15 protein-coding genes and 1 pseudogene are annotated in these 14,883 nt (G+C 65.8%); 8 read left to right on the forward strand and 8 right to left on the reverse strand.

Annotation, left to right across the window (positions count from 1 at the left end; all coding sequences use genetic code 11):
* Positions 1-10: 10 nt before the first annotated feature.
* Genes BSL82_RS07650 through BSL82_RS07665 form a run of 4 tightly spaced genes read left to right on the forward strand, consistent with a single transcriptional unit; the run spans position 11 to position 4,018 of the window.
* The gene (locus BSL82_RS07650) at positions 11-997 is read left to right on the forward strand and encodes a thiamine pyrophosphate-dependent dehydrogenase E1 component subunit alpha (RefSeq protein WP_072596745.1); all 987 of its coding nucleotides are present in this window, start codon (positions 11-13) and stop codon (positions 995-997) included.
* Positions 998-1,014: 17 nt separating this feature from the next.
* The gene (locus tag BSL82_RS07655; RefSeq protein WP_072596746.1) at positions 1,015-2,025 is read left to right on the forward strand and encodes an alpha-ketoacid dehydrogenase subunit beta; all 1,011 of its coding nucleotides are present in this window, start codon (positions 1,015-1,017) and stop codon (positions 2,023-2,025) included.
* A gap of 12 nt (positions 2,026-2,037) precedes the next feature.
* Complete coding sequence (locus BSL82_RS07660; RefSeq protein WP_072596747.1) at positions 2,038-3,465, forward strand: dihydrolipoamide acetyltransferase family protein; 1,428 nt, start codon at positions 2,038-2,040, stop codon at positions 3,463-3,465.
* A 13-nt stretch (positions 3,466-3,478) separates the two neighbouring features.
* The gene (locus tag BSL82_RS07665) at positions 3,479-4,018 is read left to right on the forward strand and encodes a VOC family protein (RefSeq protein ID WP_418361273.1); all 540 of its coding nucleotides are present in this window, start codon (positions 3,479-3,481) and stop codon (positions 4,016-4,018) included.
* 40 nt (positions 4,019-4,058) lie between these two features.
* On the opposite strand, the gene BSL82_RS07670 is transcribed toward BSL82_RS07665, so the two are convergent.
* The 4 genes and pseudogenes from BSL82_RS07670 to BSL82_RS07690 all read right to left on the reverse strand — a co-directional run bounded on the left by BSL82_RS07670 (position 4,059) and on the right by BSL82_RS07690 (position 8,493).
* Positions 4,059-5,021, reverse strand: coding sequence for a quinone oxidoreductase family protein (locus BSL82_RS07670; RefSeq protein ID WP_072596748.1), 963 nt, complete (start codon positions 5,019-5,021; stop codon positions 4,059-4,061).
* Positions 5,022-5,053: 32 nt separating this feature from the next.
* A complete protein-coding gene (locus tag BSL82_RS07675; RefSeq protein WP_072596749.1) occupies positions 5,054-6,097 on the reverse strand; it encodes an NADP-dependent oxidoreductase in 1,044 nt (347 codons plus the stop codon).
* Positions 6,098-6,512: 415 nt separating this feature from the next.
* Positions 6,513-7,809, reverse strand: a pseudogene (locus BSL82_RS07680) (IS110 family RNA-guided transposase).
* A gap of 501 nt (positions 7,810-8,310) precedes the next feature.
* Positions 8,311-8,493: a CsbD family protein gene (locus BSL82_RS07690; protein ID WP_072596752.1), complete on the reverse strand. Its 183-nt coding sequence runs from the start codon at positions 8,491-8,493 to the stop codon at positions 8,311-8,313.
* 236 nt (positions 8,494-8,729) lie between these two features.
* Here BSL82_RS07690 and BSL82_RS07695 point away from each other — a divergent pair, with 236 nt between their 5' ends.
* From BSL82_RS07695 to BSL82_RS07710, 4 genes are all read left to right on the forward strand, one after another.
* Entirely contained in the window at positions 8,730-9,152 is a 423-nt protein-coding gene (locus BSL82_RS07695) for a hypothetical protein (protein WP_072596753.1), read from the forward strand.
* Positions 9,153-9,191: 39 nt separating this feature from the next.
* Complete coding sequence (locus tag BSL82_RS21610; protein ID WP_083579101.1) at positions 9,192-9,767, forward strand: PRC-barrel domain-containing protein; 576 nt, start codon at positions 9,192-9,194, stop codon at positions 9,765-9,767.
* Positions 9,768-9,905: 138 nt separating this feature from the next.
* Positions 9,906-10,439, forward strand: coding sequence for a hypothetical protein (locus BSL82_RS07705; protein WP_072596754.1), 534 nt, complete (start codon positions 9,906-9,908; stop codon positions 10,437-10,439).
* Between the two features lie 92 nt (positions 10,440-10,531).
* Positions 10,532-10,864 carry an antibiotic biosynthesis monooxygenase family protein gene (locus BSL82_RS07710; protein WP_072596755.1) on the forward strand — a complete coding sequence of 111 codons (333 nt, stop codon included), beginning with the start codon at positions 10,532-10,534 and terminating at the stop codon, positions 10,862-10,864.
* 5 nt (positions 10,865-10,869) lie between these two features.
* Here the strand turns inward: BSL82_RS07710 and BSL82_RS07715 are convergent, their stop codons facing one another.
* The 4 genes from BSL82_RS07715 to BSL82_RS07730 form a co-directional block, all read right to left on the reverse strand.
* Positions 10,870-11,973, reverse strand: a complete 1,104-nt coding sequence (locus BSL82_RS07715) for an NAD(P)/FAD-dependent oxidoreductase (RefSeq protein ID WP_072596756.1) — start codon at positions 11,971-11,973, stop codon at positions 10,870-10,872.
* Positions 11,966-12,685: a methyltransferase domain-containing protein gene (locus tag BSL82_RS07720; RefSeq protein ID WP_226998666.1), complete on the reverse strand. Its 720-nt coding sequence runs from the start codon at positions 12,683-12,685 to the stop codon at positions 11,966-11,968. The genes BSL82_RS07715 and BSL82_RS07720 overlap by 8 nt, the downstream gene beginning before the upstream one ends.
* Positions 12,678-13,778 carry a type III polyketide synthase gene (locus BSL82_RS07725; protein WP_072596758.1) on the reverse strand — a complete coding sequence of 367 codons (1,101 nt, stop codon included), beginning with the start codon at positions 13,776-13,778 and terminating at the stop codon, positions 12,678-12,680. The genes BSL82_RS07720 and BSL82_RS07725 overlap by 8 nt, the downstream gene beginning before the upstream one ends.
* Positions 13,779-13,855: 77 nt before the next feature.
* A complete protein-coding gene (locus tag BSL82_RS07730; protein WP_226998667.1) occupies positions 13,856-14,701 on the reverse strand; it encodes a CHAD domain-containing protein in 846 nt (281 codons plus the stop codon).
* Positions 14,702-14,883: the final 182 nt, after the last annotated feature.

A 14,883-nucleotide genomic window follows, 5' to 3' on the forward strand; every position in this document is an offset into this window, starting at 1 on the left:
AGGAGAGACCATGCAACTGAGCCGGGAAGCGCTTTTGCAGGCCTATCGCCAGATGAAGGTGATCCGCGAGTTCGAGGAGCGCCTGCACAGCGAGATCCAGACCGGCGAGATCGCCGGCTTCACCCATCTCTATGCCGGGCAGGAAGCCGTGGCTGTCGGCGTGTGCGAGCATCTAACCCCCGCCGACAAGATCATCTCCACCCATCGCGGCCACGGCCACTGCCTCGCCAAGGGCTGCGACGTGAACGACATGATGAAGGAGATCTGGGGCAGCCGCGAGGGGTTATGCAGGGGCAAGGGCGGCTCCATGCACATCGCCGACACCAACGTCGGCATGCTGGGCGCCAATGGCATCGTCGGGGCGGGCGCACCGATCGCGGTGGGCGCGGCGCTGTCGAACAAGCTCGACGGACCTGACGAGAACGGGAAGCTCAGGGTCGCGATCGCCTTTTCCGGCGACGGCGCCTGCAACCAGGGCACGACTTTCGAGGCGATGAATCTCGCCGTCGTCACGCAGGCGCCCTGCATCTTCGTGTTCGAAAACAATCATTATTCGGAACATACCGGCGTCGACTATGCGGTCGGCACATCAAAGGACATCGCCAGCCGCGCCGAGGCCTTCGGGATGAAGGTATGGCGCGCCGATGGCACCGACTTCTTCGCGGTCTATGAAACGATGCGCGAGCTTCTGGACTATGTGCGCGCCGGCAACGGCCCTGCCGCCGTCGAGTTCGACACCGAGCGCTTCTACGGCCATTTCGAGGGCGACCCGCAGCGCTATCGCGGTCCCGGCGAACTCGACCGCATCCGCGAGACGCGCGATTGCCTCAAGGCTTTCCGCGCAAGCGTGACCGGGGCCAGGCTGCTGACCGATGCCGATCTCGACGCGCTCGATGCCGAGGTGATGGACGCGATCGAGGGCGCGGTCGAAACGGCGCGCGCTGCCCCGCGACCGACCGCCGAAGACGTCCTGACCGACGTCTATGTGAACTATTGAGCGAGGGCGCGGGACTGATGGCAAAGATGATGTATCGCGAAGCGGTGGTGTCGACCATCGCGGCCGAGATGGAACGGGACCCCAGCGTCGTCGTCCTTGGCGAGGATGTGGTGGGCGGCATGGGCACCGCCGGCGGCCCTGAAGCCATCGGCGGCATCTGGTCGACATCGACCGGGCTGTTCGGCAAGTTCGGCAAGGATCGCGTGATCGACACGCCGATTTCCGAAAGCGCCATCATGGGTGCAGCCGCCGGTCTCGCGTTGGCGGGCAAGCGGCCGATCGCCGAGCTGATGTTCGCCGACTTCATCGGCGTGTCGCTCGACCAGATCTGGAACCAGATCGGCAAGTTCCGCTACATGTTCGGCGGCAAGTCCAAATGTCCGGCGGTGATCCGCATGGCCTATGGCGCGGGTTTCAATGCCGCTGCACAGCACAGCCAGTCCGTCCACCAGATCCTGACCGGCATGCCGGGGCTGAAGGTCGTGATGCCCTCCACCCCCGCCGATGTCGCCGGCCTGCTCCGGCAGGCGATCCGCGACGACGACCCGGTCATCTTCCTCGAGCACAAGGCACTCTACGCCACCAGCGGCGAGGTGCCCGACGGCGAGCATCTCGTCCCCTTCGGCCATGCGCGCATCGCGCGGGCGGGCGAGGATGTGACGATCGTTGCGACCGGCATGCTGCTCGGCTTCTGCGAGGCGGTCGCCGACAAGCTGGCGGGCGAAGGCATCGGTTGCGACGTCATCGACCTGCGCACCACCAGCCCGCTCGACGAGGAGGCCATCCTGGATTCGGTCGAGGTCACCGGGCGGCTGGTGGTGGTCGACGAGGCGCCGCCGCGCTGCGGCCTTGCCACTGACATCTGTTCGCTCGTCGCCAACAAGGCATTCGCCAGCCTGAAGGCGCCGCCGCAGCCGGTCACGCCGCCGCACACGCCGATCCCGTTCGCCCGAGAGATGGAGAGCGCCTATCTGCCGTCTGCGGACAAGATCGAGGCAGCTGTTCGCAAGCTCCTCGACTGGCGCTGAGGGAGGCGGAGCATGGCTGATATTCGCCCTTTCTGCATGCCCAAATGGGGCATCGAGATGACCGAGGGCACCGTCGCCGAATGGATGGTGGCCGAAGGCGAGGCGTTCCACAAGGGACAGACCATCTGCCTGATCGAAACCGCCAAGATCACCAATGACGTCGATGCCGAGTTCGACGCCGTGCTGGCGCGGATCCTGGTGCCGGCTGGGAGCGATCCCGCGCCGGTGGGCGCGCTGATCGGCGTCTTCGCGGAGCCGGGCACCGACAGCGCGGCGATCGACGCCTTCATCGCGAACTTCAAGCCCGCCGACACGGCGGTTGCCGCCAAGGGCGCGGGCGAGAAGGCGAAGCCGGCCACCCCTGCGCCGGCACCCGCCGCTGCCACCCCGCGCAAGATCATCACCAACCGCCCGATCAGCCCCGAGGCGCTGAAGCTCGCAGAGCAGGCAGACGTCGACCTTGCCGGGATCGAGGGCTCGGGGCGCGGCGGCCGCATCACCTATCAGGATGTTGACCAGGCCCGCCGCCCCGCGGCGCGGGGCCCCTTACGCGGCACGGTTCCGGTCGAGCCCGAAAGCGCGGTCTTCGCCTCCCCGCTCGCCCGGCGGATCGCGGCGCTGCACGGCGTCGACCTCGCCGGTCTCAGCGGAACCGGCGCGCGGGGCCGCATTTCCAAGGCCGACGTGCTGGCGCTGGTACCCGCCCCTGCCCCGGCCGCTGGCGGCGCTATCGCGGCTCCGTTCGTGCCGGTCGACAACCGCCCGACGGTCGTGCCTTTCGACCGCATTCGGAAGGTCGTGGCGCAGCGGCTGACCGAAGCCAAGCAGCAGATCCCGCATGTCTACCTGAGGGTCAGCGCGCGCGCCGACGAACTGGCGGCCATGCGCAAGACCGCCAATCTGATCCTCGGCTGCAAGGCCTCGATCAACGACTATGTCATCAAGGCGGCGGCCATGGCTCTCGCCCGCCATCCCGACGTCAATGTGCAGGTGCATGGGCAGGAGATCCATCGCTTCCCCCATGCCGACATCGCCATCGCCGTCGCCAGCCCCAAGGGGCTGGTAACCCCCATCGTCCGCCAGGCGGACCGCATGCGCATCGACCAGATCGCCGGGGCCACGCGCGCGCTGATCGACAAGGCGGCGGCCGGGCGTCTGGGCTTTGAGGATATGGATGGGGGCACCTTCTCCGTCTCCAACCTCGGCATGATGGAGATCGAGGACTTCGCCGCAATCATCAACCCTCCGCAGGGTGCGATCCTGGCCGTCGGCGGCATCACGCGTCAGCCGGTCGAGACCGCCGAGGGTGGCATCGCGTTCGAAAGCCGCATCGCTATGACGCTGTCGGTCGATCATCGCGCGATCGACGGCGCGGCGGGCGCCGCCTTCCTCGCCACACTGAAATCGCTGATCGAAGCACCCGAAGGCCTCTTCGCCTGATCCGGAGACAAGAATGATGACCACACTCGGCCCGATCAAGAAGCTCGCCCCGATCGAGCAACTCGCCTATCTGCCGACCGACTTCGACGCAGCGCTTCGCTACTGGACCGAAACGGTCGGAGTCGGTCCCTTTTTCGTCATGGAGAATATCCGGCTGGGCGACATGAAATATCGCGGCCAGCCAACCGACGCCGTCTTCTCGCTTGCGATCGGCTATTGGGGCGATATCCAGATCGAGCTGATCCGCCCGGAGAACGACGCGCCGTCGATCTACAATGGCGAATATGCCGTTACCGACCGCGTTCACCATGTCTGCCTGTTCGTGAACTCCATCGCCGAAGCGCGCACCGCCTGTGCGGAGGCGGGGGCCGAAATCCTGGTCGAGGGCAAGGTCGGCGAGGATGGCGAGGTCATCTATGTCGACGCAGGGGGCGGCCCGGGCCATATCATCGAAATCCTGCAGCCAATGAGCGGCTCCGAAACGCTGTTCGCAATGATGCGCGACGCCGCAAGGGACTGGGACGGCACCGACCCGGTCCGTATCCTCGCCTGAGCCAGGCGAGCGATTCCTCCGCGTCGCGCAACGAAGTGCGTCAGGGGCGCATCAGCACCCGGCCGAAAGGATGCGCCTCGGCGACGTGGCGGTGCGCCGCCTGAACCTCCGACAGCGCAAAGCTGCGGTCGATCGGCATGACCAGCCGCCCCTCGGCCATGCGCCGGAGCAAGCTGTCGATCAGCCTGTGCGCGCGCGGCGTTGCCATGTCGCGCCCGAAGGAAATACCGAACACCGTCAGACTCTTGCGGATCAGGGGGAAGAAGCCGAAGCTCGGCAGAGCCCCGGCGGCGGCGCCGACGACGGCATAGCGCGCCCGTGGTCGTGCGGCGTCGATCAGCGCCTCGACCGACTGGCCGCCCGCCATGTCGAGGATGATGTCGGCGCCCTTGCCGCCCGTGGTCTCGCGGCAGCGCGCGGCGATATCCTCGCTGCGGTGATCGATGCCATGGTGCATGCCGTAAGGTGCGATCCGCGCCAGCCGCTCGGCGCCGGACGCGGTGCCGATAACGGTCGCGCCCGCCTGAGCCGCCAGTTGCACGGCGGCCAGCCCGACGCCACCCGCCGCGCCCTGGACCAGCACGGTTTCGCCAGGCTTGACCCTGCCGAACTCGAACAGGCAGTCGCTCGCCGTACCGAAAGCGACCGGGACGGTGGCGGCAAGATCGAGGTCGAGGCCGTCGGGCACCGCATAGGCATGATGCTCGAGCACAGCGAACAGCTCGGCATGGCTGCCGTTCCAATTGAAGCCCACCACCCGATCGCCCGGCGCGAAGCGCGTGACCCTTTCGCCGATCGCCTCGACCCGCCCCGCGGCCTGATAGCCGGGGACGAACGGCACCTCCCGCGGAGGTGAAAACTGGCGGTTGAGGAGGTCGCCGCCCTCGATGCTGATCGCCTCGACGCGGATCAGGACGGTGTCGGGGCCGACCGCGGGGTCGGGCAGTTGGCCGACGCGCAGCACGTCCGGCCCGCCATTCTCCTCATACCAGGCAGCGCGCATGACTCAGTATCTCCACGTGGTCGGCGACCGCACTATGCACCACGATCGGCGAGTGTGCTCACGCGATCGTCCACCCGTACCAGCGTCTTACCCATGGTCTCGCCCGACATCAGGCGGATGAACGCCGCCGGGGCGCTCCCGATGCCGGTTGACACATTCTCGGTCGCGACCAGTTGCCCGGACCGCACCCATTCGCCAAGCGCATCCTCCGCCTCATGCACCATGTCGCCCGCCTCATAGGCCAGGAAACCGCGCATGGTGATCCGGTTGACCAGCACCTGCCAGATGTTGCGCAGTCGATAGGGCTCGGACTGATTGTTGTAATTGGCGATCATGCCGCACACCGGAATGCGTCCGAACGCCTTCATGCGCGGCAGCACGGCATCGAGCGTCGCGCCGCCCACATTGTCGAAATACAGGTCGATTCCTTCCGGGAAATGCCGGTCGATCGCCGCCCCCAGATCATCGACGGCGCGGTAGTTGATGGCAGCGTCGAAGCCGAGCAGATCGGTGACGATGCGCGCCTTGTCTTCCGAGCCGACCGTGCCGACGACGCGGCAGCCCGACAGCCGGGCGACCTGGCCCGCGACGCTGCCGACGGCCCCGGCGGCGGCGCTGACCAGCACCTCATCGCCCGCGCGCAGCTCGCCATAGCGCTTCAGCCCCACATAGGCGGTGATCCCCGACCAGCCGACCGCGCCCATATAGACCGTCAGCGGCAGATCATCGGCGACACGCACATTCTCGAAGGCGACGCCGCCGGGATCGAGGACGGAATAGCGCTCCCAACCGGCGAAGCCGCGACCGAAATCCCCCTCGCGGAAATCGGGATGGCGGGATTTGACGACCCGCCCCAGAACCATGGCTGGGATGAGGCCGCCGATGGGCACGGGCGGCATATAGCTCTTTACGTCATCCATCATGCCGCGCACCGCCGGATCGATCGCGAAAACCAGATTCTCCAGCAGGACCTGCCCGTCCGCCAGTTCGGGAACGGGCGCTTCGTCGGTTCGGAAATTCTCCGGGACCGGGACGCCCTGGGGGCGCGACGACAAGACAATCCGCTGGTTGATCATGACCCTCTCGCCCGCTTTTGTTCCATGAGGCGCATCACGGCGCCAAAGCCGGGATATAGCAGCCACAGAGTCAACGTGACTGACATATTGGCCAGTAAGCATGAGCCTGTGCGGAGACAAGCGAGCGGAAGCGACAGCAAGCGATCATGTTAACCCCATGACGGCGCTATCGCCATGGGCCACCCGAGCATATCAGGTCCGACAACGTCCTAGGTCGGGAAGCAGCGGCGGAAAACGGCCAGCAGGTCTCGTTGCGCCGATCATGATCAGCGCTGATGTCGTTCTGATCCAGATGGCTTCCATCGTCAAGGAATGCGCTCTCGGCCATAGCAAACACAGGATCCAGCGGCCGCATCGGTCGTGGTCCTCACCGTCCTTAAAATGAGATGCGGATGCCAGATGGAAGGCCCGAACATTATCTACAGGGTCGCCGCAGCGCCCTCACGGCACGACAGAGAGGGGTCCTTCCATCTGGTGTCCGCCCGTTCGACGAACGGACGGTACTCGGCTCCCGTCTTGATGACGGCATGCGCGACGCGCGCCATCTTGGCGGTGAGTGCGGTCATCGCCTTGCGGCGGCGATCAGGGTCGTTGCCGTGTCCGGCCACATAGCGACCAAGCTTGTCGCGGAAACTGTTGTCGCGTTGGCGGATGGCAACCTGGGTAGCCATCCAGAAGGTGCGCCGTAGCCGGGCATTACCGTACTTCGAGAGCTTGGTACGCCCACGAAAGGTGCCTGACTGGCAGGTCGCAAGATCAAGCCCGCAGAACTTGAGGAACTGGCGATGGTGGGCAAACCGGCGAAGGTCGCCGGCCTCGGCGAGGATGGTCAGCGCGTTGATCGGCCCGATCCCGGGGATCATGCGCAGGAGCTGGTAATCGCGGTTGTCGCTGAGCAAAGCATGGGCAGTTCGCTCGATCTCGTCGCGTTGCCGGATCAGGCTGCGGGCCTGAGCGATGACCATACGGAACATGGCGATCGCGATGGAATCCTCATCGACCGGGAGCGCCACCGAGGCGCAGGCCGTCTCGTAAATATCGTTGAGCAGCCGGGCCTTGGACACCTTGCGGCCGACCAGGCCCCATGCCTCGCGCGTGAAGGCCTCCTTGCCGAGCGTGATCATGCTGGCCGGGGTCGGGAACCGCTCGAGCAGGGCCAGGAACCAGTCGGACCGGCTGTTGCCGGCGAAACGTTCGATCTCCGGAAAGTACAGCGGCAGGTAGTGCGTCAGGAGGCGATGCCACGTCTGGGTCTTGGCCTTGGAGATCGCCTCGTGCGTCTTTGACATCTCCTGCAGATCGTTGATGCCGGCGGCGAGTGGATCGACGTAGCGTTGGGTGGCACCGATCCGCAGCATGTGCAGGATTACCTGCGCATCCTTGGAATCGTTCTTGTCCCAGCCATTGTGCAGCGCCTCGCGGGTGCGGGCCAGGGCAACCGACGAAATCAGCCGCAGCTCGAAACCCGCCGAGAGCAAGCGATGCGCTAGGGTGCGGTGGTAGTTGCCGGTGGCCTCGAAGCCGACGATCACGGGACGAGCGACATCCCCGAGCTCCGAGGCGAGACGATCATAGTCCGCCTTGGTCGCCATCACCGTCATCCGCCGCCGGCGCCCACCTTCGGGGCGCTCGATCAGCACCTCCTGGCGGTGCTTGGACATATCGATGGCTACCAGCACGGCGTCGGCGGGAGTAGAGGTACGCTTGGTCATGGTCGGTCCGTCTCCAAAGTGTTGAGTCGACAACTTCACTTTTAGAGACCTGCTGGCCGGTCATGACCGCCTTGATGAAGGCGGCGGGCGCTACGCACCCTTGCCTTCATCAAGGCGAAGCGGCCCTTCGAGGGCCCGCTTCCCAATGTGCTACGGTCCGGAGTTCGTCGCCCATGCAGTGCGCGAATGGCTCGGGCGGGTCGGCGTCACGAACCTTTATATCGAGCCCGGCAGCCCATGGTGCTGCCGGTCCTCGCCAGCGTCGGGGTTCGACGCGGCCAGCGGGAAAATCCGGCTCACGGGGCTGCGCGATCAGAGTGGCACAGGCTCGACCGTTAAGGCCGGGAGGCGGCCGCCAATGGCGAATGGCAGTTCGATCTTGGCTCGGGCCTCCACCCAACCAGCTGCAGCCAACTCGACAGTTCACGACTGATGGCGGTCACTACCCAATAAAAAAGGGCCCCGTAGGGCCCTTCCGCTTGTTCGGCGCAATCACGGGTTTCACACCTTGTCGCCCAATGCGCCCTTTACCTTGCCTTTCAGGTTCTGCGCCTCGCCCTTGCGTTCCTGCGCCGCGCCTTCAGCGGTCACATCGGGCCGGCCGGCGGCCTTTCCCGCCGCCTGTTTCGCATTGCCCGCCGCTTCATTGGCCAGGCCCTTCGCCTTGTCCTTCAGTTCACCCATGTCGTCCACTCCTTCTGGAGGCAGACCAGGACGATTATCGCCCCGGCTTCACATGAGACTAGAGACGCCTGGGACACGAGGTTGGTTCCGGCCGCCCGTTTGGGCCAAGCCCACGGGGCATTCAAACCATGCACTGCGCATTTCGCCGCATGGCCCGTCCCATTCCGGAACGCCGACCTCGTTCCGTTGTTCAATCAGCATGAGCGGGCAACGGAATTGCGAGACGGAGAAGGCCGATGGCAGACGAACGGTACGAACAAAGGCAGCGCAGCCCTGAAAGCGGCCAGCGCAGCCGCCAGAACTCCATATTCGACGATGCGTCCGGAATGGAGCGGGACGAGGGCCGCAGGTCTTTCGCCCGCAGCGAGGCCCGGACGGGTTCTTGGTTCGGACATGAGGACGACGACACAGGCGACGACCAGGGCGAGGACGGCCATTATCGCCGCTGGCGCGACAGCCAGATCGAGCAGTTGGACCGCGACTATGACGAATACCGCAGGGAGCGCCAGCAGCAGTTCCAGTCCGATTTCGACAGCTGGCGTCAGAACCGCCGGCAGCAGGCGCAGGGGCAGGAACGGCAGCAACCGTTGTCGGCCCCCAAAGAGCGGCAGGCGGCGACATCGATCGGCGGCAGCTCCACCAGCAGCGGCAAGGCCTGACCGACCCAACGACCCATCATCAAAGAGGAGGCCTGACCAATGGGCTATTATGATCGTGACGACGACAGCTACACCCGGACGCGGGACTCATCCGAGCGTTCGTCGAACTGGCGGAACGAAAGCATCTTCGGCCGCAGCAACAGACGCGATGACGATGGCGACTGGCGGACGCGGCGCTCCACACGCGGCAGCTCTGGCAATCGGAATTACCAGAGCCGGGACAGCGGCGACGAGGGCTATGGTCCCGACGACGATCGCGACGACCTGCCGAGGAACGAGACCAACCATCTGATCGCATCGAATAAGGTGGAAGGCACTGCCGTTTATGGCAGGGACGGCGAACGCCTGGGCCACATCTACAACTTCATGGTCGACAAGGTGAGCGGCCATGTCGAATATGCAGTCATGGCCTATGGTGGGTTCCTGCGCATGGGCGAGCGCTATTTCCCCCTGCCGTGGCAGACGCTTGATTATGACACGCGCAGAGGCGGCTACCGGATCGACATGACCGAGCGGGATCTGGAGCGCGCGCCCAGCTTCGACAGGAACAGCGAGCCGTCGTTCAACCGCCGCTATGGAAGCCGCGTCTACAGCTATTATGGCCTGAGCTACTGACCGGAGGCGCAGGCCCGCCAGCGGGGGCCGCACGCCTTCGATTCACCGCAAAGCTGTTGTGCGGCGACCGGGCTGCCGTCATCCTCGATATCGGGCTGGCGGCAGCTTCGTGCTGCGCAAAAGAGAGCGGAGTTTTGGATGGGCAGGGTCGCAAAGACCGGCCGCGGCGCGGCGATGCTTGCGGAAATGCAGGAGTTCAGCAGCTTTGCTCCGGCAGAGCAGCGCTACATCTGCCGGGCGCTGGAAGTGGCGGCCGGTTCCCACTCGGCGCTGCGGCGCTGGGCGCGCGACATCGATGAAGCCCGCAGCGTCCGCAATCAGGCGCGGACCTACCGTCGGCGTGACCATGTGGTACGGCTGCTCGCCGAGGAGCGCTATCTGGAGATGGCCGCGCCCTTGACGGAGATCAGCATATTCGATCTTTCCCAGCGGCAGATCCGCTCTTTCCCGGCTTATCGCTTCCTTTATGAACGGCTCATCGGGGGAGCAATCCGTCCCTGGCTTGCAAGCAGCTTCGGCGCGGCGGCGGTGCTCCCGCTTCTGAGCCCCCGCCACAGGGGCGAGCTTATCGGGACGCTGGCGGAGGACGAGGTTCTGCGGACGGATTGGCCGCGCGAAGAGCCGGTGTTCTTCCCCCGCTGGGTGGAAATGCCGGTCAACATCGCCGCCTGAGCGTTTGATCTTTTCCCTTCCTTTGGGAACTTAGCTGGGAACTTAGCCCCGGCCACGCGCGCTGTTCTTTCGTGTTTGAGGGAGCAATGTGCATGTTCGTGGCGGTCTATTGGTGGCGCGTCCACCCCGGCAAGGAAGAACAGTTTCGCGCCGCCTGGAGGCGCGGGACGGATCTGATCAGGGAACGCTATGGGAGCTATGGCTCGCGCCTGCACCGCGATGCCGACGGCCGCTTTGTCGGCTATGCCGAATGGCCGGACGAGGCGACATGGCGCGCCGCATTCGACCAGAAGATGGTCTATGACGATCCCGAAACACGGGCTGCCTTCGTCGATGCGATTGCCGAGGTTCCGGCGGACGCGGACCCGATCTTCACCATGACCGTCACCGACGACCTTCTCGTTCGCTCAACCGGATCACCATAGGCAGGTCAGCCGGAGAGTCGGGTCAGGCTGGCGGCCCAGCGCATCGGCAGCGGCCAATGTCGCGCGGTGGCGACAAGCCCCGTCCGGCCCGGCCCGGTGGACGCAAGCCGGTGGAGCCCGCCCGCGACGGCGAATTGGCGGGCAAGCCGCCGCCTGAGCCTCATTTGGTAATCCGCCGCCGCGCTTCCGGCCAGAAAGCTGTCCGCCGCCGCAATGCCGCTGTGAAGCGCAATCGCCATGCCATCGCCTGAAAAGGACGGGATCACCGCCGCCTGATCGCCCAGACGGTAGACGCCACCATCCGCGGATCCGGGCGTGTGAAGGAAGCCATAGGGAATGCGCGCAACGGCCAAGGGCCGCGCGAGCAACGGCTCCGCGCCTTCCAGCCGCTCCTTCAGCATCGGCATTTCGTCCGTCAGCGACCGGACCAGATCGTCCCATGCCCCGCCCCTCGCCCGCCACGCGGAGTCGCCGATGACGAGGCAGAAATTGGCCCTGCCGTTCTCGACAAGCTGCAGGCCCGCATAGCCGCCGTCGAACAGATAAAGCTCGACCGCGCCCGCCAACCTCTCGCGCTGGCGGGGCGACAGCGCGAACATCTGCTTCAGCCCGATATTGTGACACGGTTCCGTCACCGGGCGCGCCGCGCCCCTCACCTCATGCTTTCCGGTCGCAAGGAAAAGCGTGGACGCGCGCAGCCTCCCCTTGCCGCGCGTTTCGATCTCGCCGCCCCCGCCGCCCGTCTCGGCAACCGCGACAATCGTCTCCCTCACGATCCGCGCTCCGGCCCTTGCAGCCGCCTCGATCAGCGCGCCGTCGAGGCGATGCCGCGAAAGCCCCCGCGCACGAAACGGCAGACGCACCTCGGCCGACCGATGGGCCGCGACCAGCCGCACCCGGTCGATTGTGCTTGCACCCAGCCGGTCCGCCTCCACACCCAGCCGCGCGAGCATCGCCTCCGTCTCGCTGCTCAGGAAGCAGCCGCAGAGCTTTTCATCGGCGGCTTCGCCACGTTCGATCACCAAGGGCGATTGTCCCGCGCGCGCCAGCGTCAGCGCCGCCGCCGTTCCCGCCGGGCCGCCGCCCGCGATGACCAGCGCCTCATCCACTGGTGAATGCACCAACGCACAGCCGGTAGGGGAACCGGCGGCATATCTCGGCGCGCGCATCGGCGATGCCCGCCTGTTGCAGCAGGCGCTTCCAGTCCTCCTCCACAAAGGCGCGCGTAATCGATGTCAGCCCGTCCTGCCGGATGAAGCGGTGCCAGGGGGCAAGCGCGGTCCCGATGCCGAACAGCGCATGGGCAGCCCTGCTCCGCCGCAGGTCGTTGACGAACCAGCCGATCCGCGCGGTCGCATCCATCCAGCGCAGAAAGCGGACCAGCGCCGCGTCATCCAGATGATGCGCGAAAAGCGAACTCAGGATGATGTCGGGCGGCTGCGACGGCTGATAGGCGAACAGGTCCCCGGTGACATAGTCGATGCCCGCCCCGGCCGGAATGGCCTCCCGCGCCGCGTCGGCGCTCCAGCGGTTGAGGTCGATGCCGGTCAGCCGCACCTCCACCCCGCGCCGCGCCGCCCAGCGGTGGATGGCGCGAAGCATGTCGCCATAGCCAGAGCCTGCATCGAGAATATTGAGCGGCCTGCCCGGCGCGCGGGCAATCGCGCGTTCCATCCAGTCAAGCGTCGGCCGATGGGCGAGCGTCAGCCGGTTGACGAGCGCCAGATGCCGCAGGCACTGTCGGAAGTCCTCATAACCGGTCTCTTCCGTGTCCATCAGCTCCGGCATGGTGCTGCGGCGGCTGAAATCCGCATCAGCCATGGCCCTTCCCGACATCGCCCAGATCGAAGCGGAAGGTCTCGGCCACCAGCCCCGGTCCAAAGGCCATGGCGACACCGCGTCCGGCATCGCCCGCCGTCACCATCCGGGCAAGCACGAACATCAGCGTGGCGGAAGACATGTTGCCGAAATCCCGCAGCACCGACCGCGACCGGCCGAGCGCGTCGGCCTCCAGCCCCAGCCCCCGCTCCACCGCGTCCAGAATCGTGCGGCCGCCCGGATGCACCGCCCAGAGATCGTAGCTTTCGGCCGGTTCGCCGCGCAATATGCCGTCCCGGTCGTTCCGCAGCCGCTCCGCGTCGAGCGCCTTCGCCAGTCGCTGTGGCACCTCTCCGGACAGGTGCATTTCAAACCCCTGATCGCCGATCCGCCATGTGATCAGATGCGCGCTCTCGGGAATGGTGACGGTACGAAAATCCCTCAGCGCAATGCCCCGCGCATCGCTGGAGATCATCGCGGCCGCACAGCCGTCGCCGAACAGCAGACCGCTCAACAGCCGCTCGAGTTCGCGGGTCTCCTGGAGGTGGAGCGAGCATAGCTCTATGTTCACCATCAGCACCCGCGCGGCCGGTTCCGACCGGACGATATGGTTGGCGAGCCGTATCGCGTTGATCGCCGCCGAACATCCCATGAAGCCTATGGCGGTGCGCTCCAGGCCGGGGTCCAGCCCAAAGCTGTCTATCAGCATCTGATCTATGCCGGGCGCGACAAAGCCGGTGCAGGAGACGAGCAGCAGATGCGTCGCCGATTGCACATCCTCATTCTCGCCCAGGGCGCGGACAGCCTCCTCGCACAGTTTTACGCCTTGCGTTTCGAACCGCTCCATCCGCTGGGCGGTGCCGGGAAATGCGCCGAGCCGGTAGAAACCCTCGCGGTCGGCGGCCTCGAAATCATCATCGTCGGCCGGTTCCAGGAACGACCAACGATGCTCGATCCCGGCAAGACCCGCCATGCGACGAAAGATTCTGCGGCTGGCGTCGCCTTCCAGCAGCCGGTCCGCCAGCCCGATGAAGCGGGCGTGGATGTCGTGCCGGGGCACAGCCGTGCCAATGGCGTTGATATGGGCTGTGGTCACTTGATTCCCTTCGGACGGGCGTCAGACCATACCGCAGATGCGGCAGGATTGGGAGAAATGCGTCAGGCTTGCCCCGACTAACGCCGCCAGAATGGTTTCGTGCCGCGCAGCTTCTTCAAGCGCCGGGGTATGCGCTGGATGAGCGCCTTTCGCGCTTCTCGCGCTTCTTGCAGCAGAAGGTCCGCCGCCTGCCGCTCCCGCGTGGCGAGGCCGACATTTTCCATGATCGTCTCTGCGACGACCAGATCGTTGATAGCCCCGAGCCGGTCCTGCGCCTTGGCCATCCGCTTGCGGAACCGCTCGGCGTCCAGCGTGTCCTCGTCGGCATAGAGCGGCGCCAGAAAATTCGCCGTGTAGCGCATCTTCTTCAGTTCGATCCGCAGCCGGTGAAGGGCCGCCGGATCGGGATTCCTAACCGCACGGCGGGCGCGTCCGCGCAGCCTGCGCCAGCGCTTGGAAAGCGCACGGTCCGCGAAATCGCCGATCCGCTCATCCCGCCCGACGATATTCAGAATGTCGCGATTGAGCCACACGGTCATCTCGGCGACAAGCTGGTTCATGCGGTGCGACGTGATCGCCGCATTCGCCTGCGCATAGGCCGCCTCCTGCACCACCAGCATCCGGTCGAGCAGCGGTCCGGCATGGCCGCTGCGCGCGTCGAAGAAGCGGGCGAGCAGCGCATCCAGATTACGCGCGTCGCCAAGCTGGCCCATGATCCAGCGCAGCTCGATCTGGAACCGGATGGGGCCACCGGGCGACAGCACGGGCTGGAACAGCGCCAGCGCGGCCCTCAACTGCCTTATGGCAACCCGGCACTGGTGCAATGGCTCCGCTCCGCCGATATCGCCGAATTGCTGGGCCTGATCCGACAGTCTTTGCAGGCAATCGCGTGCGATCACCCGAAAGGCGTCAAGGACCGGCATGGCCCGGTGCAGCGGTATCGGCTCCCTGCCGGGCATTGGTCTCCGGTCCCTCGGATTCGCATTAACAGCGGAAATGCTCCGCCAATGTAATGGTTGCGGCTTAATGGAACGAGTTCACCAATACGTCAGTCCAAAAGGGGGTAGATGAACGACGCGCGAACCGGTTTGATGCTATACTATTG

Source organism: Tardibacter chloracetimidivorans (genome assembly GCF_001890385.1).
Lineage (GTDB): Bacteria > Pseudomonadota > Alphaproteobacteria > Sphingomonadales > Sphingomonadaceae > Tardibacter > Tardibacter chloracetimidivorans.

Excerpts from the sequence above, each read along its gene's own strand:
- BSL82_RS07650 (WP_072596745.1), top strand. The coding sequence starts at position 11 with ATGCAACTGAGCCGGGAAGCGCTTTTGCAGGCCTATCGCCAGATGAAG.
- BSL82_RS07655 (WP_072596746.1), top strand. The coding sequence starts at position 1,015 with ATGGCAAAGATGATGTATCGCGAAGCGGTGGTGTCGACCATCGCGGCC.
- BSL82_RS07660 (WP_072596747.1), top strand. The coding sequence starts at position 2,038 with ATGGCTGATATTCGCCCTTTCTGCATGCCCAAATGGGGCATCGAGATG.
- BSL82_RS07665 (WP_418361273.1), top strand. The coding sequence starts at position 3,479 with ATGATGACCACACTCGGCCCGATCAAGAAGCTCGCCCCGATCGAGCAA.
- BSL82_RS07670 (WP_072596748.1), bottom strand. The coding sequence starts at position 5,021 with ATGCGCGCTGCCTGGTATGAGGAGAATGGCGGGCCGGACGTGCTGCGC.
- BSL82_RS07675 (WP_072596749.1), bottom strand. The coding sequence starts at position 6,097 with ATGATCAACCAGCGGATTGTCTTGTCGTCGCGCCCCCAGGGCGTCCCG.
- BSL82_RS07690 (WP_072596752.1), bottom strand. The coding sequence starts at position 8,493 with ATGGGTGAACTGAAGGACAAGGCGAAGGGCCTGGCCAATGAAGCGGCG.
- BSL82_RS07695 (WP_072596753.1), top strand. The coding sequence starts at position 8,730 with ATGGCAGACGAACGGTACGAACAAAGGCAGCGCAGCCCTGAAAGCGGC.
- BSL82_RS21610 (WP_083579101.1), top strand. The coding sequence starts at position 9,192 with ATGGGCTATTATGATCGTGACGACGACAGCTACACCCGGACGCGGGAC.
- BSL82_RS07705 (WP_072596754.1), top strand. The coding sequence starts at position 9,906 with ATGGGCAGGGTCGCAAAGACCGGCCGCGGCGCGGCGATGCTTGCGGAA.
- BSL82_RS07710 (WP_072596755.1), top strand. The coding sequence starts at position 10,532 with ATGTTCGTGGCGGTCTATTGGTGGCGCGTCCACCCCGGCAAGGAAGAA.
- BSL82_RS07720 (WP_226998666.1), bottom strand. The coding sequence starts at position 12,685 with ATGGCTGATGCGGATTTCAGCCGCCGCAGCACCATGCCGGAGCTGATG.
- BSL82_RS07730 (WP_226998667.1), bottom strand. The coding sequence starts at position 14,701 with ATGCCGGTCCTTGACGCCTTTCGGGTGATCGCACGCGATTGCCTGCAA.